The organism is Methylobacterium sp. 391_Methyba4 (assembly GCF_029691625.1).
GTDB classification, from domain to species: domain Bacteria; phylum Pseudomonadota; class Alphaproteobacteria; order Rhizobiales; family Beijerinckiaceae; genus Methylobacterium; species Methylobacterium fujisawaense.
The window spans coordinates 4,963,280-4,989,796 of the sequence record NZ_CP121475.1; the positions used below are offsets into that span (position 1 = coordinate 4,963,280).

Sequence of the window (26,517 nt, forward strand, 5' to 3'; positions counted from 1 at the left end):
TCGCGGTGCCGGGTGCAGGGACGGCCCGGAGCCGGGGCGCGACCGGGAACCCCGATCGCTGAATTCAGAGGCTCGCGGCCATGCGCAGCGGCGGCGCCTCGGCCGGGCGCGCCGCGGCCTCGGAATGGCCGTAGAGGCCGCGGTGCTTCGGGTTGGGCGACAGCCGGTCGGTGAGGCCGATCACCGTCTCGGCGGCCCCCAGCAGGAGCGCGCCCTCCGGTGCGAGCTGCGCGGCGAGCCGCGCCAGCACGTCCGACTTCGTCGGCGCATCGAAGTAGATCAGCACGTTGCGGCAGTAGATCACGTCGAACTGGCCCAGCGAGGCGAAGCTGTGCAGCAGGTTGAGCTGGCGGTAATCCACCATGCTGCGCAGGCTCTGGGCGATCTGCCACTGCTCGCCGACCTGGGTGAAGTACTTGATCAGCCACTGCACCGGCAGGCCGCGCTGAACCTCGAAATGGCTGTAGAGCCCGAGCTTGGCCTTCTCGATCACCTCGGTGGACAGGTCGGTGGCGACGATCTCGACCTGCCAGCCGGCGAGCCGCGGCGCCGCCTCCTGGAGCAGCATGGCCAGCGAGTAGGGCTCCTGCCCGGTGGAGGCCGCCGCGCACCAGATCCGCAGCCGGCGGCGGCTGGCATTGCGCGCCAGCACGTCCGGCAGGAGCGTGTCGCGGAACAGGTCGAAGGGGATCCGGTCGCGGAAGAAGAAGGTCTCGTTCGTGGTCATGGCCTCGACCACGGCCCGCTCGATCGTTCCGTTCTGGGCGAGCTTGAGGGCGCCGATCAGGTCGCCCAGGCTCGCAAGCCCGAAGCGGCGGCAGACCGGGGTCAGCCGACTCTCCACGAGGTAACGCTTCTCCGGCGTCAGCGCGAGGCCGGAGCGCTGCTTCAGGAAGCTGCGCAGGAATTCGAACTCGAGTTCGGTCATGCCGGCTGCCCCGTGATCATGGCGCGGAGCGCCGTCGCGAGTTCGGGCAAGGGCAGCACGGCCTCGGCGAGCCCGGCCCGCGCGACGCTGCCCGGCATGCCCCAGACCGTGCTGGTGGCCTCGTCCTGGGCCAGAACCGGGCCGCCGGCCTCGGTGAGGGCCCGGGCGCCGTTGGTGCCGTCCGAGCCCATGCCGGTGAGGATCACGGTCGCGGTGGCGGCGCCGAACACGACCGCCGCGTCCTTGAACAGGACGTCGACCGCGGGGCGGCAGAAGTTCACCGGCGGGCCGTCGGTGAGCTTGATGATCGGGCCGCCGGCGGCCGCGGCCAGTCCCATGTGGCGGCCGCCCGGGGCCACGTAGATGCGGCCCGGTTCGACCCGCTCGTCGGCCTTGCCCTCGGCTGCGGGGAGCCCGGTACGGGTGGCGAGGTGTTCGGCGAAGACCGCGGTGAAGATCGGCGGCATGTGCTGGACGATCAGGACCGGCAGACGGCGCAGGGCGGCCGAGCCGATTCCCTCCAGCATCTCGCCCACCGCCCGCGGGCCGCCCGTGGAGGAGCCGATCAGCAGGGCCCGGGGCTGGGTCCGGTTGCGGACTTTGGGCCGCAGCGTGAAGGGGGTCGCGGGGCGCGCGGCGGCCGGCGCCGGATGCGCCACGACCGCGGGTGCGTGGTGCCCGACCGCAGGCCCGGCGGGGGCGTGCGGGGTGGCCGGCACATGGCCGAAGGCGGGGCGCCGGCTCCGCGCGCGGGCGGAGCCGAACACGCGGACGCGCTCGATCAGCTCGACCCGGAACGTGTCCGAGGTGGTGACGCCACGGCTGCTCTCGGGCTTGGCGATGTAGTCTACCGCCCCGAGGGCGAGGCATTTCAACGAGATGTCGGCGTTGCGCGTGGTCAGCGTCGACATCATCACGACCTGCACGCTCGGGCTCATGGCCAGCATGCGCGGCAGCGCGGTCGTGCCGTCGAGTTCCGGCATCTCGATGTCGAGCAGGACCACGTCCGGGTCGTGCTTGGCCATCAGCTCGAGGGCGATCCGGCCGTTCGAGGCCGTGCCGACGAGCTCGAATCCGGCCTCGCCGATCCAGCGGGCCACGAGGCCGCGCACCACGGCGGAATCATCGGCCACCAGAACCCGGATCGTGGTGGCGGATGCGGTCGTGCTCGGGGTGGTGGGTGTACGGAGCGGAGCAACCGCGGGACTCAGGGCCATGATGCTTGCCTCGGGTACAGGTCGCGGGTGCAGGGGCGTCGGAGCCGAATCGTGCGGTCAGGCCGCGTCGGCGACGAGACCGACCTGTTCGAGCTTGGCCGTCAGGATGTCGCGGTCGAAGGGCTTCATGATGTATTCGTCGGCCCCCGCCCGGAGGGCGCGGGCGATCGCCCCGACATCGTTCTCGGTGGTGCAGAACAGGACCTTCGGCACGCCCCCGCCCTCGCTCTGGCGCAGGGCCTGGAGGAAGGCGTAGCCGTCCATGTTCGGCATGTTCCAGTCGAGCAGGATCGCGTCCGGCATGCTGGCGGCACAGGCTTCGAGGGCGGCGCTGCCATCCTCGGCCTCGCTCACGTTCATGCCGAGATCCTCGATGATCCGCCGGGCGACCTTCCGGATCACCGCGGAATCGTCCACCACCAGGCAGGTGGTCTCGTGGGGCGCCTTCATCGACCTCTCCCTCAAGCCGCCTTGGCGCCGGCGGGCGTGAAGCCGAGGAGCGCGTCCACGTCGAGGATCACCAGGAGCCGCCCGTCGAGGCGATGGACGCAGGTGGCGAGATCGCGGAAGCGCGGATCCAGGTTGATCGGCACCGCCTCGCGGCTGTCGGCCCCGAGCTTCAGCACCTCGCCGACGCCGTCGACCACCAGCGCGAAGGTCTCGCCGGCCTGCTCCAGGCCGATCGCCATCTTCGGGCTGGCCTTGGTGCCGTCCGCCTGGGCCTCCGCGTCGGGCAGGCCCAGCCGCCGGCGCAGGCTCATGGCCGTCACCACGCGGCCGCGCAGGTTCAGGAGGCCGACGATCTCGGCCGGCGCCAGGGGAACCGGCGTCACGCCCGAGGGGACGAAGACGTCGTGCACCCGCTCGATCGCCAGACCGAACAGCGTCTCGCCGACATAGACCGTGACGAAGTCGTCGGTGGCGCCGGTCTCGACGCCGTTGGTGGTGGCGCCGCTGGTGTTGGCGTTGGCAGCCTGCATCGGAACTCTCCGGATTCGATCGTCTCGATCGTCTCGATCGTTTTGGGGCGGGCGGCGTGCAGGCTCAGGCGGCTTTCGACACCGTGGCGGCGCCGATCTCGGCCAGCGCCGAGATCAGGCCGCTGCGGTCGAACTTCGCCACGAGGTCGCTGATCGCCAGGGCCCGGGCGCGCTCAACCGCATCGGCGCCGATCGCGCCGCTGAGGCCGATCACCGGGAGCCCGGCGAGGCGCGGCTCAGCCCGGCGCATGGCGGCGACGAGGTCGAAGCCGCTGCGGCCCGGCATCTCCAGATCGGTGACCACGACCTCGATCTGCGGATCGGCCTGGAGGGCCGCCAGCGCCGCGTCCGCGCTCGCCGCGGTGACCACCTGGTAGCCCGCCGCCTTCAGCACCGGGCTCAGCATGTCGCGGAAGAAGGCCGAGTCGTCGACCAACAGGATCGTGGAGATCTGCTCGGGCCGCTTCAGGCCGCGCGCCCAGTCGTCGTAGGCCAGCGGCAGGAAGTGGGCGATGTTGATGATGTCGGTCGCCCGGCCCCGCAGCACCGCCGAGCCGATCAGGTCCGACCGGTCGGCCGCGATCTCGATGTCGAGGCGCTCCTCGACGATGTCGACGATCTCGTCGACCACGAGGCCCATGGCGCGCTCGCCGTCGGAGAACACCACCAGGGCCTGCGTCCCCTCCGACTTGATGGTGATCGCCGCGTCGGCCGGGACCAGGGGCATCAGGCGCCCGCGATACTGGATCAGCGCGCGGCCGCCGAGCCACTCGACCTTGGCGCACTCGATCTCCTCGAGGCGGGTGACCAGCGACAGCGGCACCGCCTTGAAGCTGCCCTGGCCGCCCTTGAACACCAAGAGCGTGGTCTTGGTGTCGGCCATCTCCACCGCCTCGTCGGCGTCGGCGTCGATGTGGCCGCCGCTGCCCTGGACGCCCTGCGCCACCTGGCGGGCCACGCCGTTGGGATCGACGATCAGCACCACGGCGCCGTCGCCGAGGATCGTGTTACCGGCAAACATCGGGATGTGCCGCAGCTTCACCGACATCGGCTTCACGACGATCTCCTCCGTGTGGAAGACCTCGTCGACGAGGATGCCGAAGCGCTCGCGCCCGACCTGGGCGACCACCACGAAGCCGGCCTGCTCCGCCTCCCCGCCCGGGCTCGACTGGCCGAGCAGGCCGGTGAGCGAGACGATCGGCAGGAGCCGCTCGCGCAGGCGCAGCACCGGCGCGCCGTTGATGTGCTCGACCCGCTGCGCCCCGGCATCGACCCGCACCAGCTCCAGCACCGCCACCTGCGGCAGGGCGAAGCGGTGCTCGCCGGCCCGCACGATCAGCGCGGCGACGATGGCCAGCGTCAGCGGGATCTTGATGGTGAAGGTCGTGCCGCGCCCCGCCGTCGTGGCGATGTCGATCAGGCCGCCGATGGTCTCGATGTTGGTCTTGACCACGTCCATGCCGACGCCGCGGCCCGAGACCGAGGTCACCGCCGCCGCCGTCGAGAAGCCGGCGTGGAAGATGAACTTGGCGACCTGGGCGTCGGTCATCCGCTCGACATCGGCCTGGGAGGCGAGGCCGCGCTGCACCGCCTTCTGCCGGATCGCCGCGAGGTTCAGGCCCTTGCCGTCGTCGGCGATCTCGATCGTGATCGTGCCGCCCTCGTGGTAGGCGGCGAGCCGGATCGTGCCGCGGGCGGGCTTGCCCGCCGCCACGCGCTCGGCGGTCGATTCGAGGCCGTGATCGGCCGAGTTGCGGACCATGTGGGTCAGCGGGTCCTTGATGACCTCAAGGACCTGCCGGTCGAGCTCGGTCTCGTTGCCGACCATCACGAGGTCGATCTGCTTGCCGAGTTCCGCCGAGAGGTCGCGCACCACGCGCGGCAGCTTCTGCCACGCGTTGCCGATCGGCTGCATGCGCGTCTTCATGACGCCTTCCTGCAGCTCGGCGGTGACGTGCGACAGGCGCTGCAGCGGGACCTTGTAGCTCGAATCCTCGTGGCGGCGGGCGATCTCCAGGAGCTGGTTGCGGGTCAGCACCAGCTCCGAGACCATGGTCATCAGGTGCTCGAGCGTGTCGACGTTCACCCGGATCGTCTGATTCTTGGCGGCGGCGGTCGTCTCACCCTCGGCGCCCTCGGCCTTCTCGGCGCGGGCCGGCTCGGGCTTCTCGGCCTCGACCGGCTCGACCCTGGCCTCGGCCTTCGGCGGCGCGCTCGCCGCGGGGGCCGCGGGCGTCGGGGCCGGCGCGGCGGCAAGGGGGGCCGGCGGCGGGAGGAAATCCGATTCGTCGGGACCCGGGGCCGACAGGAAGGCGGCTTCCAGCTCGTCAAGGGTGACCTCGCCGGGCTTCAGCTCGCGGACCACCGGATCGGGCAGCACCGGCTCGGGCGGCGGCGGGGCGACGGCCTGCGGCTCGGGCGCGCCCTCGGCCATGCGCTCCAGGGCGGAGATGAGGTCGTCATCCGAGCCCGAGGGCTCGGTGCCGGTGGCTTCCAGATCGGCCAGGATCGCCTTGAGCCGGTCCAGCGTCAGCAGGATCAGGGTGACGGAATCCGACGTGGCGGGCAGCCCGTCGCGGAAGCGGCCCATCAGGGTTTCCGCAGCATGCGCCAGGGCTTCGAGCCGCGGAAGGCCGAGGAATCCGCAGGTTCCCTTAATCGTGTGCACGAGACGGAAGATGTTTCGCAGAATAGTCTCGTTGTTCGGATCCTGCTCGAATCGAACAAGTTCTGCATCAACCGTGTCGAGATGCTCCCCGCTCTCGGTCAAAAACTCGCGAAGCAGGTCGTCCATAGGCGCTACTCGTTACGCGGAGAAGGTCTCGCGCAACCTACTTACTCGCGCGGGGTTAGGGAAGCGTTTCCATCCCGGCCCCGCGTCTCGGTTTTTCAGAATTTCACGCCAGGGCCGTGTCCGAAGCCTCGCCGTCGGGGTCTTCGGGCGCTCCGATCACTGCGGGGCTCGCGGCGGGCGTGGCGGTGATAGTCACTTCATCACCCTCGATGGCGAATCGCACATCCATGGCGGCGGCCCGCGCCACGAGGCCCGCGTAGAACGGCAGGATGCCGTGCGCGTCGACGGTGCCGCTCTCGGGGCGGCCGGCCATCAGCTCCTCCACGTGGGGTGGGATGCGGGCATGCGAGCCCTTGGCCTTGAGCACCAGCGTGGGCGCCTCGGCATCGCCGGAGACGACGACGTCGATCACGCCGCCCCGGGGAATCGCCGAGGTGGCGACCATCACTAGGTTGAGGAGGAGCTTGACCTTGTTCTTCGGGAAGAGGGCCTGGGGGGCGCTCCAGGTCAGCTTGGTCTTCTCGTCGGAGAACATGCCCTTGGCCACGCCCTCGGCGTCGGCGAGGTCGATCGAGGCGCCGGCCGAGCCCGCGGCCCCGAAGGCGATGCGGGCGAATTTCAGCCGCGCCGAGGCCTGCCGGGCGCTCTTGCCGATCAGCTCCAGGGCGAAGGTCCGCATCGATTCGTCCTGGTCGTCCTCCAGGACCTCGAGCCCGTTCACGATCGCGCCGACGGGGCTGATCACGTCGTGGCAGACGCGGGAGCAGAGCAGGGCGGCGAGGTCGAGGCCGTCGAGATGCAGGGTGGGCGAGGTCGGGGAGGACATGGTGCGCTCCGGGCGGGCGGATCTGAGGTGCGGACGTCTGCGGGTCGGGGCCCCGATCGAGGCTGCCGGGTTCCGGCCGCCCGGCTCCCGGGCGCCCAGTCCTCGGCCGCCCCTGGGGCGATCGAGTCGCCCGAGGGGGTCCCGCACGGCCTGCAGGTCGGACCGGGGGCGACGACCGGTCCGCACGGATAGACGCCACGGTCAGCTTTGAAAAGCGTTACCGGATCGGACGGAGGGCGGGGCGGCCCCCGATTCCGGATCCGCATAGCCCAGGATCCGCCCAGCCCAGGACCCGCCCAGCCCAGGATCCGCGCGTCCCTGCGCGCGCGGGGCCGGACACGGGCGGCCCGGTCGGTTACGATGCCCGCCCCGTCGCGCCAGGGAGGATGCGGCATGAGAGACGAGACCGGTCTCCGGAACGGATCGGCCACGACGCTGCGCGCGAGCCTGAGCCCCCGGCTCGGCCTCGCCGATCCGGACGCCGCGCAGGCCCGGCTCGCCGAGATCGCGCCGGCCCTTCCGGCCGGTTTCCTGACGCCGCCGTGCCGGGACCTGCTCCTCGGCCTCGCGGACCATTCGCCCTTCCTCTGGCGGGCGGCCACCCGGTCGCCGGACCGGCTCGTCGCCCTGCTGGAACAGGCGCCGGACGCGGCCAGCCGGGACATCATCGCCCGGCAGCGCGCGGTCGGCGCGTCCTGCGGGGCGAACCCCGACCTCGCCGAGGTCGGCCGGCGGCTGCGCGCCAACCGGGAGGAACATGCCCTCCTGGTCGCGCTGGCCGATCTCGGCGGTTGCTGGGATCTCGACGCGGTGACCCAGGCCCTGTCGGCCTTCGCGGACGCCTCGGTGAGCGGGGCGGTCGAGGCGCTGCTCCGGCAGGGGATGGCGGCCGGGCGGTTCCGGCCCGCGGATCCGGAGGCGCCGCAGGACGGGTCGGGCCTGATCGTCCTCGGCCTGGGCAAGCTCGGCGGCTGCGAGCTGAACTATTCGAGCGACATCGACCTCGTCGTCTTCTACGAGGCCGGCTCCGCCGCCGCGGCCACCGGCGGCGATCCGAAGCCCTTCTTCGTCAAGCTGGCGCAGGGGCTGGTGAAGCTCCTGGCCGACCGGACCGCGGACGGCTACGTCCACCGCATCGACTACCGGCTGCGGCCGGACCCGGGCTCCACCGCGGTGGCGCTCTCCACCGGCTTCGCCTTCGACTACTACCAGACGCTCGGCCAGAACTGGGAGCGCGCGGCCTTCATCAAGGCCCGACCGATCGCCGGCGACATCCCGGCCGGCGAAGCGTTCCTCGCGGAACTGGCGCCGTTCATCTGGCGCCGGCACTTCGACTTCCCGGCCATCGCCGAGATCCACGCGCTGAAGCGGCAGATCCACATGGTCCGCGGACACGAGACCATCGCGGTCGGCGGCCACGACATCAAGATCGGCCGCGGCGGCATCCGGGAGATCGAGTTCTTCGTTCAGACCCAGCAGCTCGTCTTCGGCGGCCGCAAGCCCGCCCTGCGGGGGCGTCGTACGGTCGCGATGCTGGCCGAACTCGTCGCGCAGGGCTGGATCGACGGGCAGGCCCGGGACGAGCTGCGTGCGGCCTACACGTTCCTGCGCACCCTGGAGCACCGGATCCAGATGATCCGGGACGAGCAGACCCAGCGCCTGCCCACCGGGACCGAGGCGCTGACCGCGCTGGCGCTGTTCGCGGGCTTTTCCGACCTGGCGGCCTTCGAGGCGGCGCTGCTCCACCACGCCGGCCGGGTCCAGGCGCATTACGCCCTGCTGTTCGAGGCCGGGCCGGAGGCGGGCGGGGACGGGCCCCCCCTGGTCTTCGGCGCGAGCGAGCCGGAGCCCGCGACCCTGGCGCGGCTCGGCGCCTTCGGGTTCCGGGATCCGCCCCTGGCCTGGGAGACCGTGCAGGGCTGGCATCTCGGGCGCCGCCCGGCCCTGCGGACCGGCCGGGCCCGGGAGATCCTCGCCGAGGTGCTCCCGGCGCTGCTGCGGGCGCTCGGCGGAACCGCCGATCCGGACGCGGCGCTCCTCGCCCTCGACCGGGCCTTCGCGCGGATGCCCGCGGTGGCGGAACTCCTCGCCATCCTGCGCTCGCACGAGCGCCTGCGCCTCCTGTTCGCCGACATCCTGGGGACGGCACCCCGCCTCGCCGACACGGTGGGCCTGAGCCCGCACGTCCTCGACACCGTGCTCGACGCGGATTTCGTGACGCCGACCACCGATCCCGATCAGGTCCGCGCGCAGTACCGGGCGCTCCTGGGACAGCCGGCGAGCCACGAGGAGAGCCTCGACCGCTGCCGGGACGCCACGCGGCAGATGACCTTCGTCACCGGCGCCCGCCTCCTGTCGGGCATCCTCACGCCGCGCCAGGCCGGGGAGGCCTACGCGGCGATCGCCGACGCGACGGTGGCGCTGAGCCTGGAGGCGGAGGAGCGCCGGTTCGCCCTGGACCACGGCACGCTGCCCAAGGGACGCTGCTGCATCCTGGCGCTGGGCCGCCTCGGATCCCGGCAGCTCAGCGCGGAATCCGACCTCGACCTCGTCTTCCTCTACGATTTCGACCCGGAGAATCGCACCAGCGACGGCCGGCGCCCCCTCGATGCCGTGGTGGCCTACAACCGGCTGGCGCAACGCGTGTTCGCGGCGCTCACCACGGCCACGCGGCGGGGGCGGCTCTACGCGGTCGACCTGCGGCTGCGGCCCTACGGCAGCCACAGCCCGCCCGCCGTGCAGCTCAGCGGCTTCGCGGCCTATCACGGCGGCGAGGCGGAACTCTGGGAGCACATGGCGCTCGCCCGCGCCCGGGTCGTGGCCGGCGACGCCACCCTGGCGGCCGACGTCACGGCCGCGATCGCCCGGGTGCTCCGGCAACCGCGCGAAACCGCCGCCGTCTGCGCCGAGGCGGGCGCGATGCGGGCCCTGGTCGCCCGGGAGCGGGGCCATGCCGGCCCCTTCGACCTGAAGCTCGCACCGGGCGCGCTGTTCGACCTCGACTTCCTGGCCCAGGCCCTCGTGCTGAGCCGGGCCCGCGACTGGCCCGGCTGCATCGGCCTCGGCGCGGAGGCGCTGTTCCGGGAGGCGGCGGCGCGCGGCCTCCTGCCCGCGGCAACGGGCGAGGCCCTCGCCGAGACCTACGGGTTCCTCGACGCCGTCTATCAGTGGCAGCGGCTCGTGATGACCGATCCCGCCGCGGAGCCCTCCGAGACCGCGGCCCGGCAGATCGCCAAGGCCGTGGGCCTTCCGGACGCCCGCAGCCTCGCGGCGGAGCTGCGCCGCCACCGGCGCCGGAGCCAGGCCCTGCTGGCGCGGATCCGGCGGACTTTGCGGATGCCGGGCGCCGCGGATGTCCCGCCGGAGCACGGCTGACGGGGCCGTCCCGGCCCGACAGGCCGGCCGCACACCCGGGAGACACGGTCGACATTGCCGGCGGGCTCGGGCATTCAGGGTCGCCTCCGGAGGGACCATGACGAGCGCGACGACGATCTCGGAACCGGAGCGTGAGCGGATCGCCGCGGCGCTCGCCGAGATCGCCTGCGCGGCGGGCGAGATCCTGCGCCGCTACCATCGGGCCCCCTGCCCCCACGCCCTGAAGCCGGACGGCTCACCGTCGAGCGCCGCCGACACCGAGGCCGAGGACCTGATCGTCGAGGCCCTCGCCGGACGCTTCCCGGGGATCGCGGTCGTGGCCGAGGAGCGTGCCCAGACCGACGCGACACGGCCGGCCGACCTCTTCTTCCTCGTCGATCCCCTGGACGGCACCCGCGACTTCCTCGCCGGGACGCCGGACTACTCGGTCAACATCGCGCTGGTGTCCGGCGCCCGCCCGGTGGCCGCCGCCCTGGCGGCCCCGGGGCTCGGCCGGGTCTGGTGGGCGGGCGCAGCGACCGTCGAGGGCGCGGTGGTCGCCGGCCGGCCAGGGGCCGGGCGGCCGGTCCACACGCGACCGGCGCCGGAGGCCGGCCTCGTCGCCCTGGGCAGCCGGCGGCACGGCGATCCCGAAACCGCCGCCTGCCTCGCGGCGCTGCCCGTCCTGGAGACGCGCCAGGTCGGATCCGCCCTCAAGTTCGGGCTGATCGCCGCCGGCGAGGCGGACATCTACGTGCGCTGCGGCCCGACCATGGAATGGGATACGGCCGCGGGCGATCACATCGTCGCGGCGGCGGGGGGCTGCGTGGTGGTGCCCGGCGGTGGCCCGATCCGCTACGGGCAGCACGGGCCCGATCATCGCAACGGGCCCTTCGCGGCCCTGGGCGATCCCGCCCTGGCCCCGCGCCTCGCCCTGCCGACCAGCAGGCCGACGGGGCCGCTCAGCGCGGCGCATCCATAGGCGGGACGTCCTGCAGGGCACGCAGGGCCGGCCACGCCGCCTCCGCCTGCCGGACCAGGTCGGGCTCGGCCAGGAACCGGGCGCGGCGCTCGGCATTCCGGAACAGGTAGAGGCGCTCGCCGATCACCGCGAAGACCAGGGGATCGGCATCCACCAGCCGGCCCTCGAGGATTCCGGCAGCGTCGTAGCCCCCGAGGCGCGGGGCGTAGACCGGCGGATCGTCCCGGAAGGCCTCGCGGTTGGCGCCGCTGGCGAAGCGCCAGACCCGGCCGTCCCAGGACAGTTCGAACCGGGCCGCCCCGGCCTGCGGCCCGCCCTCCAGGAAGTAGCTGACGGGGTCGAAGCCGTTGAGCGTCAGCAGCGCGATCCGCGTCTGGGACGGCAGGCCCTCTTCGGCCGCGGCGCGGCGGGGGCCGCCCCCCGGCAGAGGGTCCAGCGTGGCCGTCAGCGCGAGGGCCAGCGTGATCGTCAGCGCCGCCCCCGGGATGATCGCCGCGGCCGCGGGGTCAGGACGCGTTAACCACATCTTGCGAATTCCCTCAGAAGCTGGTCCGACTCATCCGCCCGGGTTCGCGGGACGCACGGCCCGGATGGATGGCGGCGCCCCGGCCGATCCGGGGCGCAGGCGCGGCCGCTGCCGGCCCGGCGGGACGAGAGCGGCCCAGGTCCATCGCACGAACCGTTAATCGAACCGGGCGAGGAGACAACGATGATGGCACGAGACGATCGCGGCACCGACCGCCGCACCCTGCTGCGGGCGGGCCTCGGCCTGGCTCTCGGCGCGCCCTTCGGCGCCTCTCTCGCCGGCCTCGCCGCCGCGGAGCCGGCCCGGGCTGCCGGCGAGGACCTCGACACGCCCGAGACCTTCCGCCCCGGCGAGATCGTGGAATCCGGCCACCGGTTCTTCGGCACCGTGTCGCGCGGCCTCGCGCTCACCGTCGAGGAGGCGGGCCGGCGCTGGGGCGAGCCCAACGGCTATATCCTCGGACAGGAGGGCGGCGGCGCCCTGGTGGCGGGCGTCCGCTACGGCGAGGGCACCCTCTACACCCGCAATGCCGGGCAGCGGCGCATCTACTGGCAGGGCCCGTCCCTCGGCTTCGACGTCGGCGGCGACGGCGCGCGCACCATGATGCTGGTCTACAACCTGCCGAACGTGCGCAACCTGTATCGCCGCTTCGCCGGCGTCGACGGCTCAGCCTACCTCGTGGGCGGCTTCGGGATGACCGCGGTGGTCAACGACCGGACCATCGTCGTGCCGATCCGCAGCGGCGTGGGCGCGCGCCTCGGGATCAATGTCGGTTATTTGAAGTTCACCCGTGAGCCGACCTGGAACCCGTTCTGATCAGGAATCCGTTCTGATTGACCGGTGCCGCAGGATTTCACCCCCGCGGCCAACCTGGGCTAGAGTGGACTTGGGTCGGGTCTTCCGGCCGGATGCGCGGACTGCACCCTCGTGATCGAAACGGTGATGATCTTCGCGCTGGGCTTCCTGGCGGCGAGCCTGTGCGGCCTGCTGCTGCTGCCGGCCCTCAATGCGCGTGCCGCGCGCCTGGAGCGACGCCGGGCCGAGGCGCGCCTGCCCCTCTCGCCGGCCGAGATCGCGGCGGAGCGCGACTTCCTGCGCGCGCAGTTCGCCGTCCAGCAGCGCCGCCTGGAGCGCCGGGTCGAGACGGTCGAGGCGCGGCGGCAGGCCGACATGGCGGCGATCGGAGCCGGGACGATGCGGGTCGCCGCCCTGGCGCGCGATGTCGCGGCCCGCGATGCCGAAATCGCCCAGGTCCAGGCCAAGACCCGGGAGCTCGAGGCCGAACTGGCGATCGCCCGCGAGGACGGCACCGCGAGCCTCGCGACGCTCCAGGCCCTCGAGGACGCCCATGCCGACCTGCTCGACAGCCTCCTGACGCTCCGGCAGGGCACGGCCCCGGCACCGGACGCCGCCGCGCTGGTGGCCGAGCGCGACGATCTGCGCGCCAGCCTGAAGGCGGCCGAGGAGGCTCTGGCCCTGACCCTGGCCGACCGGCAGAACGACCGCTCCGGCGACCGGCAGCCGGACCGGCAACCGGATCGGCAAGCCGGGATCGAGCGGGAGAACGCCGATCTGCGCCGGCGAATCGTCGAGGTCGCCGACGCCCTCACGGGCCCGGGCCGGATGCCCCGCGCCGCCGCGCCGATGCCGCAGCACGAACGGGTTTGAGCGGATCCGCCTCCGAAACGGGGCCTCTACCACCAGAACCGGACCGAAAACCTGCGACGACTGCCTTGTTTCGACCACGCAAAGGCATCATCGCAACGTCGACGCGTCACGCATTCACAACTTCGACAGATGGTACGGATACCCATGCGCCTGAAGCCGATCGCCCTCGCCGTCGCGGCGTCCGTTGTCCTGACGCTGCCGGCGGCGGCGCAGCAGACGAAGCGCGGCAACGAGACCCTGAAGAAGTACTGCACCGGCGATTACCTGACCTACTGCGGCAATCTGGCCCCCGACGATCCGGCCACCGACGCCTGCTTTCAGAAGAACTGGAAGAAGCTGAGCGAGAACTGCCGCCGGGCGATCGACGCCTACGAGGCCGAGCAGCAGCAGAACGCCCCCGCCAAGAACCGGCAGGGCTCGCAGGGCGGCAAGGAGCGGCGGGGCTGACGCCTCTCCGCTGACAATCCTCGGCCGAAAGTCCCCCGAGCGGGCCATCGGCCGAGGACCGAGCCCGGCCTGTGGCGGGGGCGCGCTCGCGCCGGGGCTCGGCAACGGCTAAGGTAGCGCTCCCGCCGGCCATCGCGTGCCGGTGCCGAGCCCGCCGGACCCTCGCGCGATGTTGTCGAAACCCGCCCTGAAACTCCTCGCCGTGTCCGGCCTCGTGGCCCTGGCGGTCTCCGCCTGCGGGCGGCGTGGTGCCCTGGAACCGCCGCAGACGGCGGCCCCGGCCGCCGCGCCGGCGAGCGGGGGCGCGGCGACCGGGCGGCGGACGCTGCCGGTCTCCGTCGGCCTCGGCGGGGGCGCCCCGGAGCCGGATGCGGCCTCGGTGCGCGCCGGCGACGAACTCTCCGTGGCGGCAGTGCCGCCGGGCGGCACCGATGCGCCGGTGGAGACCAGCCGCGGCGCGCGGCGGGGCTACCGCGTGCCGAAGGAGCCTTTCATTCTGGATCCGCTGCTGTAGAGGGCTGAGGCCGGCACGGCGCCACGCCGCCGGCAGGCCGTCGTGGTGCTCCGCGCCCGGTGACCCGGTCGGATCCGGTCGTCGGCGTGCGCCCGCGTCGGCCTGCGGCGGGGTGTTTCACGGGAAACAGGCCGCGCTCCGGCGCGCAGACGAGACACGGCCGAGATGCACCATTTCCACTATCGCGACGGCCGCCTGCACGCCGAGGCGGTCGACCTGACCGGCCTCGCCGCGGAGGTCGGGACGCCGTTCTACTGCTACAGCACCGCCACCCTCGAGCGGCATTACCGCGTCTTCGCGGAGGCCTTCGCGGCCGACGACGCGCTGGTCTGCTTCGCCATGAAGGCGAATTCGAACCAGGCCGTCCTGCGCACCCTCGCTTCCCAGGGCGCCGGGATGGACATCGTCTCGGGGGGCGAGCTGCAGCGGGCGCTGGCGGCCGGGGTGGATCCCGGCAAGATCGTGTTCTCCGGCGTCGGCAAGACCCGCGCCGAGATGGAGGCCGCGCTCAAGGCCGGCATCTTCTGCTTCAATGTCGAGAGCGAGCCGGAACTCGCGGTCCTGTCCGACGTGGCCGTGGGCCTCGGCCTCAAGGCCCCGGTCTCGATCCGGGTGAACCCCGACGTGGATGCCGGCACGCACGCCAAGATCTCCACCGGCAAGTACGAGAACAAGTTCGGCATCCCGATCACCCGGGCGCCGGCGGTCTACGCCACTGCCGCCGCCCTGCCGGGGATCGCGGTGCACGGCGTCGACATGCATATCGGCAGCCAGATCACCGATCTGGCGCCCTTCGCCGACGCGGCCCGGCTGCTGGCGGACCTCGCCCGGACGCTCATGGCGGCCGGCCATCCCCTGCGCCACATCGATTTCGGCGGCGGTCTCGGGATCCCCTATCGCGACGACAACGCGCCGCCGCCGGATCCGGCCGCCCTGGCGGCGACCCTGCGGCCGCATTTCGCCCCGCTCGGCCTGCGGCCGGTCTTCGAGATCGGCCGGATGATCGTCGGCAATGCCGGGATCCTGGTGACGCGGGTGCTCTACGTGAAGCACAGCGAGGGGCGCACCTTCGTGATCGTCGACGCGGCGATGAACGACCTGATCCGCCCGACCCTGTACGAGGCCTATCACGCCCTGCGGCCGGTCCTCGAGCCAAGTTCCGGGACGCCGCGCCTCGTCGCCGACGTGGTGGGTCCGGTCTGCGAGAGCGGCGACTATCTCGCTCTCAACCGTGACATGCCGGCGGTGGCGGCGGGCGACCTGATCGCCGTGATGAGCGCCGGCGCCTACGGGGCGGTGCAGTCCTGCACCTACAACACGCGGCCCCTGGTGCCGGAGGTTCTGGTGCGGGGGGACCGGGCGGCCGTGGTGCGACCGCGCCTCGACGTCGACGCGCTGATCGCCCTCGACCGGGTGCCGGACTGGCTGGCGTGAGCGGCGCGCCCGCGTCCCCGTCGGCCGCCGCGGCCGACCGGCGGCTGCCGCTGTCGGTCTTCATCATCGCCCACAACGAGGTGGACCGGATCGGCGCGACGATCCGGGCGGTGCGGGGCCTGACCGACGATCTCGTGGTGGTCGATTCGGGCTCCACCGACGGCACGCAGGCGCTGGCGGCCGCGCTCGGCGCGCGGGTGATTCACAATCCCTGGCCGGGCTACGGCCCGCAGAAGCGGTTCGCCGAGGAGCAGTGCCGGCATGTCTGGCTCCTGAACCTCGACGCCGACGAGGTGGTGCCGGAGGATCTCGGCCGGGAGATCCGGGCCCTCTGGGCCGCGGGCGAGCCGCGCCGGCCGGCGTGGCGGATCGGCATCGCGGAGATCTTTCCCGGCGAGGGCCGCCCGCACCCGCTCGCCTATACCCTGACGCCGGTCCGGCTCTACAGGAAGGACCGGGGCCGTTACGCTGCCTCGCCGGTGCACGACCGGGTGGCGCTGGAACCCGGCGTCATGCCGGGGCGGCTCAGGGGCGTGATCCATCATTTCTCGGTGCGCTCGCTCGGCGACCAGCTCGACAAGCTGAATCGCTACTCCGACCAGCAGGCGGAGGACTTGGAGACGCGGGGCGTGGTGATCCCGACCTGGCGGGTGTTCGTGGAACTGCCGGGCAACTTCCTGAAGGCCTATCTCGGGCGCCGCCACTTCGTGCGCGGCACCTACGGCTTCCTGACGGCGATGAACTACGCGATCTCGCGGCATCTGCGCGTCGCGAAGCATGTCGAGCGCCGCCGCGTGGCCGCCGCCCGCCAGGATCGGGTTGACCCGCCGGATCCGACCTTCTAGAGCCAGAGCGCCGGAGACGTGGCCGAGCGGCTGAAGGCACTCGTTTGCTAAATGAGCATACCCAGAAATGGGTATCGAGGGTTCGAATCCCTCCGTCTCCGCCACTTATGTGGCTTAAGTTGCTGTTTTAATTTTCGAAATCGGAAGGGCTGAAGTTGTCGGCCCACGTTGCGCCCCATATTTCGCATCGGCTTGTACCGGCCTATTTCGGATGTTGAAGGACCGTGGCCGCGCGCGCGGCAGGGCTGATGCCCCACCTCGGTAGGGGGATGTGGCGTGCAGGAGGTTCGAGAGCCGGCACGTGGCGGCCACGCTGATCCGGTTCAGAGCCTAGCGGAACCGTCGCGGGCGTGAGAAGTCGATCTGGACAACGGTCGGCCCCTCGGGAGTGGCCCGGCGCAGGCTCGCCACGGCCGGCGTCTGACAGTTTGTCCCGCTTGGAGGTGCGTCCCACAACCGGCGCGCGAAGGGTGTCCGCACCCCTGCCTCGATCAGCCCGCGAGCCTCCGGATTCTGCGGAACCATGCCCTCGCGCATCAGCGTGTCGATGACCTCGCCCAGAATGCGCGCAGAGTCGTCGAAGCTGATCTGGTCCGCGCCGGGATAGCCGCAGCGGTGCTGCTCGAACAGCCAGTCGTGAACGATGTAGGCCGGCCCATACCCCCAGGGTGAGAAGCCAGGGATGGGTTGGAGGATAGGCGGGATCGAGCCGCCATCGGTGTACATTGGCTGCGGGATGATGGCTCGGTTGTCGGTCGTCACGAAGGTGAGCGGGTCCTTCGGGTCCGGGAGGTAGGCGAACCGGTTCTCACCCTTCCATTCCACGATGAGCTTACCCTTCAGCCGTCCGCCCGGCCCCGGTTGGGCAAGAGTCGCGCAGGCCGCCAGCACAGCCGCGCTCAAGCTGACTGCCACGCTGCGGAGAAGGAAGCGCGCGAGATCGGATTGGCGAGCCCGCTCGGGGGCTCTGGTACTTGGCCCTTCGGTCACTGCTCATCCCCCGTTTGTCGCAAGCTTGACCATAACGAGCGTGGGGACGCATCCCTCAGATAGGGCACGCGCTCGCATTCAGCCTTAGCGAGCAAGCATTCTATGACCGGTGATGAACCGACCCAGGAGGTGGCGTTGATTGAGTTGGCGGTCGCGCACATCGGTGCCGAGGATCAATCTCAGCCTCACTGATGCCGTTGGGATCTCGGGGCCGCCGAGCCGCGTCAGTATGGCCCTCGCTCGCGATGGCGCAGTTGAGTTACCGCCCGCACAAACTCTCCACAGTCCGATCTTTGGATCGCGGGCGCGGGGCGGCCCGATGGATCGGCTCAGGGGCGGAAAGGGGCTGCGCGGATGTCGGTCAGCAGGATGGATCTCGTGGACGCGGGCTCGCCGGAGGCGCTCGTCAAACGCATCCTACAGGCCGAGCCGAACCTTCCGGTGCCGGTGCCGATCCAAGAGCTCTGCGCGCGACTCGGCATCCGCCGGATCGAAGACATCGACATCGACGAGTTCGAGGGCGGCCTCGTTACCGACGCGAAGCGGTCTGATGGCACCATCCTCGCCAAGCGCGTGGGCGAACCGCGTCGCCGCTTCACCATCGCGCACGAACTCGGCCACTTCCTCATGGCGCACCACGTCCCGGATCAGCCCGGCCGGTTCCTGTGCAAGAATTCTGACCTGCTCTGCGTCACAGCGAAGGAGGGCGATCAGCGGCAGCGCAGGGAGGTGGAGGCCAACCGCTTCGCCACTCTCATACTGATGCCTCCGCACCTCCTGCGGGGAGCCATGGCGGCCTTTCGCGAGCCCGATCTGCAACACGTTCTTGTGCTCGCGCGCGACTTCGCGGTCAGAAAGGAGGCGGCGGCTCGGGCCTACGTGCAGTACCATCCTGAGCGGATTGCCATCGTCGTGGCGGGCAAAGGCCGGGTGCAGCGATGCTACCGTAGCCTCTCCTTTCCGACCATCATCCACGCGGCCGGCAATCCGGTTCCGACAGGCTCGCTCTATCACAGCAGTCCGAACCAGCCGAATATCGCGAGCGACACCGTCGCGTGCAGTGCCGATCTTTGGATCGATGTGAAGCGCGACCTCCACGCTCCGGACCTCTATGAGCAGGTTTACCTTCAGAAGAACGGCTTTGCGATGATCCTGCTGCGTCTGGACGCTGTCCCGGAGGAGAGCGCTGAGGAGCGCAGGCTCAATGAGGGCTGGCGTCACCGCTTCCACTCGGGGCGACGGTAGGCGAGATCCGCCCTCACGGAACAGCCCTGACGGCCACAGCCTGCTGCTTCGTCAGAGCGGGCTGTACCGTCGTCCCCTTGCTGATCCGACGCACACCTTAGGCCGGCAGAGCAGCAATGAGGGCCGGGAATGGCGGGAACTGATGACGACCTTCGGCTGAGCCTGGATCAGGCTGCGGCAAAGGAAACGTTCCTCGACCGTGTCGGCCGCGCCGAGGACACCGAGCTGAACACTACGGGCACCGCGCCTGAAACGTCTCCTGCCTTGTCGCTGATGATCACGAACCGGCAGCGGGCGGCGCTTCGTGAGCTTGGCTTTTCCGAGGAAGCCATTCGGCAGATGACGCCCGCCGAGGCGCACGTGAAGCTGGGCTTGGCCTAGCTACCGGCATCTGAGCGCAAATTGCGCGCTTAGAAGCCGCTGCCGACCCCATCCGAGAAGCGGGCACGCTCATCATCGGGGCCGCCTCCGCTGCCGATGACCGCCGAAATCCGGGCTCTCGTATATTGGGGATGGTGGCGCCAAAGCGCGCGATAAGGCGAGATCGACCCTGGATTTTGTTCCTGATTTGTTCTAAATAACCTCACGGATCGAGCCTCTATTCAACCCCTCGGTTGCTCCGAGCTGCCCCGTGTCATGGCCGATACCGAAATCCCGCCACTGAGCCCCGACGACGCCAAGCTGATCCGCAATGAGCGGGCGAAGCTGACAGCGATGTGGGTCAACGGCGTCGCAGTCGCTTCCGTGGCTGTCGGCGGTATCTCTCCGTCAGTGGCGATTTTCTCGGGCACCGCCAGCGCGCTGACAGCTAGCGCTCTCCTGGTTGGTTGGAGTCTCCTGGCAGGCATACTACATCTGGTGGCCAGACGCCTGCTCGGAGCCCTGCGCGCGTGAGCCTGACGCTCGCACAGATGGTTGTTCTTTTCCTCGGCCCGCTCGTCCTAGCGACGATGGTCGGCGTTGTCCTGTGGCTGACGCATGAGAAAGAGTCCGACCGTATCAAGCGCGCCGAAGTTGATCGTGCGATGTGGCTCAAATATCAAGCCGAGCAGAAAGTGCCCGGAGATTAGCCGCTCTGTTCGCCTGACAAGCAGTTATCGTATAAATTTTTACTATTTCTGATTTCACGAATGCGAAGAGCTTAGCTTGCGACGCCTCGCGCTCATGCTTCGCCAGTCCGTCGTGAGATTCTTCACAGACCGCAGGTCTTCAACCCAACAGGATCCCCATGGCCGGCCTCAAGGACAAGCGTGGCTTCATCGACAAGGACCGCCTCGATCTGTCGGAACGCAAGGCTGTCGAGTTCTGGATGAAGCGCTGGGGTGTCACGCAGGACCAGCTTACGGCCGCGCATCGCAAAGTCGGGCGAATGACCAAGGACATCGCGGCCGAGCTGGGCAAGAAGCGTTAGGTCGCGAACCCATAATGGCTGGCACGGTTGAGCCGCGCCATCGTTAGCCCTCTGAGCAGGAGAGGCGTGGATGGCGCGGTTTGATCTGACGGATGCGGAGTGGGCGGTGATCGAGCCGCTGTTGCCGACGGACGTGCGCGGCAAGGAGCGCGTGGATGACCGGCGGGTGCTGGACGGGATCGTCTGGCGGCTGCGCACGGGCGCGCCCTGGGCCGACATTCCGGCGCGCTACGGCCCGCATACGACCTGCGGCAACCGCTTCCGGCGCTGGCGCAAGCGCGGCATCTGGGGTCCGCTTCTGGATTCCGTGTCAGAGGCTTACGAGGGCGACCTGCAGATGATCGACGCCACCAGCGTGCGGGTGCACCAGCACGCTGCCTGCGCCCCAAAAAAGACGGCCGATCCGGTGGCATGGGTCGCTCGCGCGGCGGCCTGACGAGCAAGATCCACGCGCTGGTGGATGCCGAGGGCCGTCCGGTGGTGCTCAAGAGCACGGAAGGCCAAGTGCATGACGGACGCGCGGCGGCCGACATGCTGGGCGGGTTGGGTGCAGCTCAGATCCTGTTGGGTGACCGGGCCTACGACAGGGACGCGCTACGCACCCGGATGGCGGAGCAGGGCGCGTGGGCAAACGTGAAGCCGATGCCCAACCGTCAGCAGGTCCTGGCGTTCAGCCCGTTCCCGTACGAGTACCGCCACTCAGTCGAGCGCTTCTTCAGCAAGATCAAGCACTTCCGCGCCGTCGCCACCCGCTACGACAACGACCCCGACAACTTCCTCGCCAGCGTCAAGCTCGCAGCCCTGCGGGTCTGGCTGCGGACTTTATGAGTCCACGACCGAGCTAGGCCCACGGCCAGCGTCCCGTCATCGCCGTCTTCTCGAAAAGCGGCATGCACGCGCCGCTGGGTTACGCCAACGACTCAATGCCGTAGTCGCGCCAGATGCAGCAACTGAGGACGCGAAGAAAATCCACTAAATTTCATTTCACCAAAGATCTACGTCGGCAATAGCGAGTGGCAGCATACACTTGGATGCTCATGCCGGAGAAGTGATTGCCGAGCGCTGGGCAAGCCGGAACGGCTTTATGGCGGGTGGTGTTTCCGGCGGCGCTTCCGTCCGCGCTTCTTCGGGGGCGGGCCGCGCCGTGCAAGGAAGGATTCCGTCGATGGACAAGACAGTCGCTGGCTTGATCGGGGCCGTCACCCTGCTCGCGGCCGCCGACCCGGCGCAGGCCGCGATGCCCGCCGAGACCAGGCTGACTGCGGCCATGCAGGCCGAGAGCTACGCCGACCTGCTCAAGCCCATCCCCAACGCGGTTGCGCTCCTCAAGGAGGCGGACGAGGCCGCGGCGAAAGCCGAACTGCTACCGGCAGCCTCCGAGGGCGAGGCCACGGTCCAGCAGGCGCAATACTACTATCATCATCATCACCATCATCACGGCTTCTACCCGCCGTTCTATCACCATCACCATCATCACCACCGGTACTACCGGCGGTACCACCACCATCACCATCATCACCATCATCACCACGGCTACTACGTGCCGTACGGGTACTGAGCCGGCTGCGGCGGGGTGGCTGGTTCCCACCCCGTCCGGCCTCACCGCTGGCTCTTGGCGGCGCCCAGGATGCGCCGGTAGGTTCCGTCGAAGACGGTGTGGGTCGCCGAGGTCCACTGCGAGTCCGCCGCCAGCGTCTCGCGGCTGGCGTAGATGCGCCGCGATTGGAGTTCGCGCTCGGCCGCCTCTTCCTCGGACATGGGCACAAGCTCGAAGTCGGCCTCGGCCGGGACGACGGTGACCTGCATGAACGGCTCGTCTTTCCGGAACACGTGGGTGCGGCCCTCGTCCGGGGCCTTGAACACCATGAAGTACATCATCGGCCACCAGTGCCGGATCAGGGCCGGTACCGCGACCGGCACGGTTCCGGTCCGGTCGGTGTAGAAGCGAGGGTGGGTCTCGGTCTTGATCGCCCAACCTTCATCCACCTTTAGGTCGATGAGGATCTGGTAGGTGTAGTAGGCGTCGCCGAAGCTCCGGAACGGCGGCCCTTGCGGCCCTGGTTCGCCGGGCTCGGCGAACGCTCCCTCGAAGACCAGCTTTCCGTCCCGAGTGCTCACGCGCAGCTCGCTGTCGTAGGGGTAGAACAGCTCGATCCCGCCCTTGGCCGCCTCCGAAAAGGGGATGCAGTGCCAGGCATATTCCTGCGAACCGTTCGTGCGGGGCTCGGGATCGCCCGCCCAACCGGGGATTTCCAAGCGCGTCCGCCGGGGGCGCAGACCCGACTCCATCAGCCTGACTTTCACCTGTCGCATTCTCGACCGTCCCTTCGATGTCGCCCATGAAGATAGGGGGATCGGAGGTACGGTTCGGCGTGAAGCACCACCATGTGATCGCACGCTGGCTTTGCCGACAAACCGCGCCGCCACGACGCTGAAGACCTTCAATGTCAGACGCGCTCCCGCACTTGGGTCGAAACGGAAGTGGCCCTGGGAGTTCGGTGCGGCCGACGCAGGGGCGGACGCCGGTCGTGATGCAGGTCTCGGGCGGCTCGCAGAGCTTCGAGGTCGCCGATGCGTAGCCTGCCAGGAAGGCCCGCTTGTATGCACGAACTGTCCAAAAGCAGATGGGGTGGATGGCTCCCGCTCCGACTGACGGCATCTCGGTGCCAAGATGTGGTCGCTGCCGAAGCAGCAGCCACGCTCATGCAGGAGCCATCCCCATGGAGATCACCACCGTCGGCATCGATCTGGCCAAGAGCATCTTCCAGGTCCACGCCGTCGACGCAGCTGGGCACGTCGTCGTGCGCAAGGCTCTGAGGCGGGCGCAGGTCGTGCCGTTCTTCGCCAAGCTGCCGCGCTGCCTGGTCGGCATGGAGGCGTGCGGCACGGCGCATCACTGGGCCCGGGAGCTCATGAGCCTGGGCCACGACGTGCGGCTGATGCCGCCGGCTTACGTGAAGCCGTATGTGAAGCGCGGCAAGACCGATGCGAACGATGCCGCTGCAATCTGTGAGGCGGTCACGCGCCCGAGCATGCGCTTCGTGCCGGTGAAGTCGACCGAGCAGCAGGCGGCGCTGGCGCTGCACCGGACGCGCGACCTGCTGGTCAAGCAACGCACGCAGTTGGTGAACATGATCCGCGGCCTGCTCGCCGAGTTCGGGATCGAGATGGCGCGGGGCCTGCGGCACGCGCTCGAACTGGCGGCCCGGCTCTCGGCCGGAGACGCGGCCGAGGTGCCGCCGCTCGCCCAGCGCGTGGTGACCGGGCTGGCCGATCAGATCGGTGCCGTGCAGATCCAGCTCACCCGACTGGAGAAGGAGTTGCTCGCCTGGCATCGGGACAGCGACCTGTCGCAGCGCCTGGCGACGATCCCGGGTGTCGGCATCGTGTCGGCAACCGCGTTGGCCGCCTCGGTGAGCGAGCCCGAACGCTTCCGCTCCGGTCGGCAGTTCGCGGCCTCGTTGGGCCTGACACCGCTGCAGAACTGCAGTGGCGGCAAGGAGCGCCTGGGCCGGATCTCGCGCATGGGCGACCGCTACCTGCGCCGGCTGCTCGTGGTCGGCATGACCTCTCTGATCCGGCGTGCGAAGACGACACCGACCTCGGTCGACCCGCGGCTGCCGGCGCTGCTGCAGCGTAAGCCGGTGCGCGTGGTGACCGTTGCGGCGGCCAATCGCACGGCGCGGGTCGCCTGGGCGATCATGACCCGCGGCGGCACCTACCGCGCACCGGCGGCCACGGCCGCCTGACAGCACGCAGAGGAGACGTTTCCAGGTTGCGAGGACGATGAGAGTTGATGGCGAACCGGTCAGACCGGGAGCCGGGACACCCCGCCGCTAGTCCAGGGCGTCATAGCCCGCAAAGCAGAGTGGGACCCAGCTCGCGGATCCCATCAGGGCCAGCGGTCAACATGAACGACTGCATCGACAGGCCGGACACAAGACTGCACCCGACCAACCCGTCAGAAGCTCAATTCGCCACTTGCAATGCGGGAGCCATCCACACAGGACTAGCAGGTATCCAGCCATCGGAGGCAGTCGGAGGCGCGTTGGCGCCGCGGGAGCTGGCCGAGCGCTACCAGCTTGCTTTGGGGCGTGGCCCTCAGCAAAGCGGACGCACTTCTGCGGCCCCGCGCACGGCTTCAGTCCCTCACGCGGGCGATGACCGCTACCGGCCCGCCGCCATCCGGCCCCTGATGCTCAGCGCCGCCGGAGACGAACAGGTCCGTCCGGCCGATCGCCGCAGCGGCCACGCCGCCGACCAAGGCGCGGGCGTGCCGGGTGGCGTTGATATCGCTGTCGTCGTTCATGATGTGGCGCCGTCCCCGGATCAGGCCGTCATGGGAGGGCTCGGCTTTGGCGAGCAGGGCGATCACGCGCTCCGAGTCATGAGGCGGCAACTGCCCCGCTTCCAGGAAGCCGAGGTCGGTGAGCACCCCCCGAATCGCGGGCAGGTCGATGCCGTCGTCCATGACCCGGTGGGCGATGGCGAGCGGGCCTGTCCAGCCCTGGGAGTTGCCGAGCACGATGATCTCGTTGCGCATCAGCTCGATCCCCGCCGAGCAGCTGGCGCGGCCGGAGAAAAGATCGCGTCGGGTGCCGATGGCGGAATCCGTAAGATGTTCGCGGTCGACCTCCCCGAGGGCGAGGGCGATGCCGAGCGCCGAGGCGCCGCGGGATAAGCCCATCGAGGCGTAGGTGTCGTGTGTGGCCACGCCGTGGCCCCGGGCGGCCGCCTCGGCGATCCGAGCGCTCGTCAGGAGCGGGCACTTCACCTGCACGAAATGCACGTCGGCGGGATCGGTGAGCCCCGCCTCTGCCATGGCCCGGCCGACCGCCGCCGCAGTCGCCTCGACCTGCGCCATCCGGCCGATCGCCTCCGCCCGGAACTCCTGGGTGAAGGCCGTGCCGATGGCGAGCGCCTTGCCCACCGGCACCGCGGGGCCGTCACGCCGGGCGAGGACGAGGAAGTGCGGCGACAGCCCGCCTTCGGTGCCGCCGGACATGACGAGGGCGATCCGCGCTCCGACCTCCGCCGCCGTGCAGCCGAGGGCGGTGGCGAGTGCTGTCTCCAGGGCCATCACCGCAAGCTGCCGGGTGAAGTCATTCACGCAGCCGTTGCCCTCGGTCTTGCCGAAGATCGCGACGATCTCGGTCACCTCCACCGCCCCGGAAGCGACGAGGCCCATTACCTGGGAGACGTCGGCGGGATGCTGCGCGGGCACGCGGAAGACGAGGCATTCGGGCATGGGGGAACCGGGGTGGAGTAAGAAGGGGCGCCGCCCTTCCATTGGGGGCAAACCCATCGTCCGGCCGCGCGCCCAGCGACGACAGGGACCGACACGATCGGGTGGCCAGCAGGGGCAAGCACAGACCGGACCATCTTCGGAGAGGCCCTGAGCCTTCTACCGCGCGGACGGAGCAATTCGTCGATCGGCTCCCGACTCCGAACCAGCACATTGGCCCGATCTGCAGTAGAAGCAGACCGTCTCGAGACCACTCCATGCCGCCGTTCCGGAAGCGACCCAACCCAGCCGTCCGGACCGCCGTTGCGGCTGCCCCGAAAGCAGCCATTCGTCAGTCGCCTGACAACTTCGATCTCGGGTAGTCTGTAGAGCTTTATGTGCGTTGACCAGTAGGTTTTTGGAACCGCTGCCAATTTCCATTATCGCGAATGTATATATCGCGAAAAGTTCGCACCATACCGCTCATTTGGTCAGGCGTATCCGCGAAGTAGAAAGTAATCCATACCATTTCAATCTGCTGTTCGTCGGCCTTATGTTTGAGCTCTCCATCGAAGAAGTTTTTAGCGTATATTTCTAAATCCTCGGTATTCGAAGCTGTAGAAGTTTGAATTTTCGCCTGTAAAATTTTGTGCACTACTGGGGATCCGAACGATTTCGTTTCAGTAAATGTCGTTGGGGCCACTTGAATGATATGATATTTTCGAACTACTCCATGCGCCGCCAATTGCTTCCACGGGACAAATGGAGCGAGCGCGATTATCCCACCGGATAGAATTAACCCTGTCATTGCAATGCGGTTCATGTCGGCATCTCGGTCGCAAAGCTAGCCGCACATTAAAGCCCATCGCTTAACTTCTTCTATCAGCGCTATTGCACCCATTTTTGTCTCCGGTCGCCAGAGCGCGTGTCGACGATGTCCGCTCTCATGCATGGCTGCCGCAAAGCGGCCGGGCAGAAAACCACCCCAAGCCGCCATTCCGGAAGCGATCCAACGCAGTCCTTTAAGAGCGTTTGTGCGGCTCCTGTAACCGAACGCTAGTTCCGCCTCTAAGCTGGCAGTGACGCACCCTTTGCGGCCACACAGCCAGCTCTCGCAGCCTATCAAATGTGG

General features: G+C 69.7%; 26 protein-coding genes, 1 tRNA gene and 1 pseudogene. 17 read left to right on the forward strand and 11 right to left on the reverse strand.

What is annotated here, in order from left to right; genetic code table 11:
* Positions 1–64: 64 nt before the first annotated feature.
* The 6 genes from P9K36_RS23425 to P9K36_RS23450 form a co-directional block, all read right to left on the reverse strand.
* Entirely contained in the window at positions 65–928 is an 864-nt protein-coding gene (locus P9K36_RS23425; protein ID WP_043386914.1) for a protein-glutamate O-methyltransferase CheR, read from the reverse strand.
* Positions 925–2,145 carry a chemotaxis-specific protein-glutamate methyltransferase CheB gene (cheB, locus tag P9K36_RS23430; RefSeq protein ID WP_043386917.1) on the reverse strand — a complete coding sequence of 407 codons (1,221 nt, stop codon included), beginning with the start codon at positions 2,143–2,145 and terminating at the stop codon, positions 925–927. The genes P9K36_RS23425 and cheB overlap by 4 nt, the downstream gene beginning before the upstream one ends.
* Positions 2,146–2,202: 57 nt before the next feature.
* Positions 2,203–2,595 (reverse strand): response regulator, encoded by a 393-nt coding sequence (locus tag P9K36_RS23435; RefSeq protein ID WP_043352407.1) that lies wholly within the window; start codon positions 2,593–2,595, stop codon positions 2,203–2,205.
* A gap of 11 nt (positions 2,596–2,606) precedes the next feature.
* Entirely contained in the window at positions 2,607–3,125 is a 519-nt protein-coding gene (locus tag P9K36_RS23440) for a chemotaxis protein CheW (RefSeq protein WP_043386919.1), read from the reverse strand.
* A gap of 64 nt (positions 3,126–3,189) precedes the next feature.
* A complete protein-coding gene (locus P9K36_RS23445) occupies positions 3,190–5,919 on the reverse strand; it encodes a chemotaxis protein CheW (protein ID WP_043352405.1) in 2,730 nt (909 codons plus the stop codon).
* A gap of 103 nt (positions 5,920–6,022) precedes the next feature.
* Positions 6,023–6,745: a histidine phosphotransferase family protein gene (locus tag P9K36_RS23450; RefSeq protein WP_043352403.1), complete on the reverse strand. Its 723-nt coding sequence runs from the start codon at positions 6,743–6,745 to the stop codon at positions 6,023–6,025.
* Positions 6,746–7,138: 393 nt separating this feature from the next.
* Between P9K36_RS23450 and P9K36_RS23455 the strand changes: the two genes are divergently transcribed.
* Together P9K36_RS23455 and P9K36_RS23460 are read left to right on the forward strand one after the other, a co-directional pair.
* Entirely contained in the window at positions 7,139–10,120 is a 2,982-nt protein-coding gene (locus P9K36_RS23455) for a bifunctional [glutamine synthetase] adenylyltransferase/[glutamine synthetase]-adenylyl-L-tyrosine phosphorylase (protein ID WP_043386920.1), read from the forward strand.
* Positions 10,121–10,217: 97 nt separating this feature from the next.
* Entirely contained in the window at positions 10,218–11,081 is an 864-nt protein-coding gene (locus P9K36_RS23460; RefSeq protein WP_043386923.1) for a 3'(2'),5'-bisphosphate nucleotidase CysQ, read from the forward strand.
* Here P9K36_RS23460 and P9K36_RS23465 read toward each other — a convergent pair.
* Positions 11,062–11,607: a YHS domain-containing (seleno)protein gene (locus P9K36_RS23465; protein WP_043386924.1), complete on the reverse strand. Its 546-nt coding sequence runs from the start codon at positions 11,605–11,607 to the stop codon at positions 11,062–11,064. The genes P9K36_RS23460 and P9K36_RS23465 overlap by 20 nt on opposite strands.
* A gap of 183 nt (positions 11,608–11,790) precedes the next feature.
* Here P9K36_RS23465 and P9K36_RS23470 point away from each other — a divergent pair, with 183 nt between their 5' ends.
* The 7 genes from P9K36_RS23470 to P9K36_RS23500 all read left to right on the forward strand — a co-directional run bounded on the left by P9K36_RS23470 (position 11,791) and on the right by P9K36_RS23500 (position 16,619).
* The gene (locus P9K36_RS23470; RefSeq protein ID WP_043386928.1) at positions 11,791–12,423 is read left to right on the forward strand and encodes a DUF1134 domain-containing protein; all 633 of its coding nucleotides are present in this window, start codon (positions 11,791–11,793) and stop codon (positions 12,421–12,423) included.
* A gap of 111 nt (positions 12,424–12,534) precedes the next feature.
* A complete protein-coding gene (locus P9K36_RS23475) occupies positions 12,535–13,275 on the forward strand; it encodes a hypothetical protein (RefSeq protein ID WP_043386930.1) in 741 nt (246 codons plus the stop codon).
* A gap of 144 nt (positions 13,276–13,419) precedes the next feature.
* Entirely contained in the window at positions 13,420–13,722 is a 303-nt protein-coding gene (locus P9K36_RS23480) for a hypothetical protein (protein WP_043352393.1), read from the forward strand.
* Positions 13,723–13,891: 169 nt separating this feature from the next.
* Positions 13,892–14,236: a lipoprotein gene (locus P9K36_RS23485; protein ID WP_043352391.1), complete on the forward strand. Its 345-nt coding sequence runs from the start codon at positions 13,892–13,894 to the stop codon at positions 14,234–14,236.
* A 165-nt stretch (positions 14,237–14,401) separates the two neighbouring features.
* Positions 14,402–15,670, forward strand: coding sequence for a diaminopimelate decarboxylase (gene lysA, locus P9K36_RS23490; RefSeq protein WP_043386933.1), 1,269 nt, complete (start codon positions 14,402–14,404; stop codon positions 15,668–15,670).
* Positions 15,667–16,515 carry a glycosyltransferase family 2 protein gene (locus tag P9K36_RS23495; RefSeq protein WP_170867523.1) on the forward strand — a complete coding sequence of 283 codons (849 nt, stop codon included), beginning with the start codon at positions 15,667–15,669 and terminating at the stop codon, positions 16,513–16,515. Before lysA ends, P9K36_RS23495 begins: the two co-directional genes overlap by 4 nt.
* Before the next feature lie 12 nt (positions 16,516–16,527).
* A tRNA-Ser gene (locus tag P9K36_RS23500) sits at positions 16,528–16,619 on the forward strand.
* 226 nt (positions 16,620–16,845) lie between these two features.
* Here P9K36_RS23500 and P9K36_RS23505 read toward each other — a convergent pair.
* Positions 16,846–17,505 carry a DUF1353 domain-containing protein gene (locus P9K36_RS23505; protein ID WP_107059927.1) on the reverse strand — a complete coding sequence of 220 codons (660 nt, stop codon included), beginning with the start codon at positions 17,503–17,505 and terminating at the stop codon, positions 16,846–16,848.
* A 369-nt stretch (positions 17,506–17,874) separates the two neighbouring features.
* Between P9K36_RS23505 and P9K36_RS23510 the strand changes: the two genes are divergently transcribed.
* From P9K36_RS23510 to P9K36_RS23540, 7 genes and pseudogenes are all read left to right on the forward strand, one after another.
* The gene (locus P9K36_RS23510; RefSeq protein ID WP_244538990.1) at positions 17,875–18,750 is read left to right on the forward strand and encodes an ImmA/IrrE family metallo-endopeptidase; all 876 of its coding nucleotides are present in this window, start codon (positions 17,875–17,877) and stop codon (positions 18,748–18,750) included.
* Between the two features lie 129 nt (positions 18,751–18,879).
* Complete coding sequence (locus P9K36_RS23515; RefSeq protein ID WP_043352373.1) at positions 18,880–19,131, forward strand: hypothetical protein; 252 nt, start codon at positions 18,880–18,882, stop codon at positions 19,129–19,131.
* 255 nt (positions 19,132–19,386) lie between these two features.
* Positions 19,387–19,644, forward strand: a complete 258-nt coding sequence (locus P9K36_RS23520; protein ID WP_053622063.1) for a hypothetical protein — start codon at positions 19,387–19,389, stop codon at positions 19,642–19,644.
* Positions 19,641–19,820 carry a hypothetical protein gene (locus P9K36_RS23525; protein ID WP_043352371.1) on the forward strand — a complete coding sequence of 60 codons (180 nt, stop codon included), beginning with the start codon at positions 19,641–19,643 and terminating at the stop codon, positions 19,818–19,820. Before P9K36_RS23520 ends, P9K36_RS23525 begins: the two co-directional genes overlap by 4 nt.
* Positions 19,821–19,978: 158 nt before the next feature.
* A complete protein-coding gene (locus tag P9K36_RS23530) occupies positions 19,979–20,161 on the forward strand; it encodes a DUF3606 domain-containing protein (protein WP_003600567.1) in 183 nt (60 codons plus the stop codon).
* A 70-nt stretch (positions 20,162–20,231) separates the two neighbouring features.
* Positions 20,232–20,989, forward strand: a pseudogene (locus P9K36_RS23535) (IS5 family transposase).
* Between the two features lie 337 nt (positions 20,990–21,326).
* Complete coding sequence (locus P9K36_RS23540) at positions 21,327–21,719, forward strand: hypothetical protein (protein ID WP_043386944.1); 393 nt, start codon at positions 21,327–21,329, stop codon at positions 21,717–21,719.
* A gap of 41 nt (positions 21,720–21,760) precedes the next feature.
* Here the strand turns inward: P9K36_RS23540 and P9K36_RS23545 are convergent, their stop codons facing one another.
* Entirely contained in the window at positions 21,761–22,474 is a 714-nt protein-coding gene (locus tag P9K36_RS23545) for a DUF6065 family protein (protein ID WP_043352361.1), read from the reverse strand.
* Between the two features lie 407 nt (positions 22,475–22,881).
* Here P9K36_RS23545 and P9K36_RS23550 point away from each other — a divergent pair, with 407 nt between their 5' ends.
* On the forward strand, positions 22,882–23,910 hold the full coding sequence (locus P9K36_RS23550) for an IS110-like element ISMmg2 family transposase (RefSeq protein ID WP_043758515.1): 1,029 nt from the start codon (positions 22,882–22,884) through the stop codon (positions 23,908–23,910).
* 392 nt (positions 23,911–24,302) lie between these two features.
* Here the strand turns inward: P9K36_RS23550 and P9K36_RS23555 are convergent, their stop codons facing one another.
* The gene (locus tag P9K36_RS23555) at positions 24,303–25,409 is read right to left on the reverse strand and encodes a ring-opening amidohydrolase (RefSeq protein ID WP_278306089.1); all 1,107 of its coding nucleotides are present in this window, start codon (positions 25,407–25,409) and stop codon (positions 24,303–24,305) included.
* A 370-nt stretch (positions 25,410–25,779) separates the two neighbouring features.
* On the reverse strand, positions 25,780–26,208 hold the full coding sequence (locus P9K36_RS23560) for a hypothetical protein (protein ID WP_139239577.1): 429 nt from the start codon (positions 26,206–26,208) through the stop codon (positions 25,780–25,782).
* Positions 26,209–26,517 lie beyond the last annotated feature (309 nt).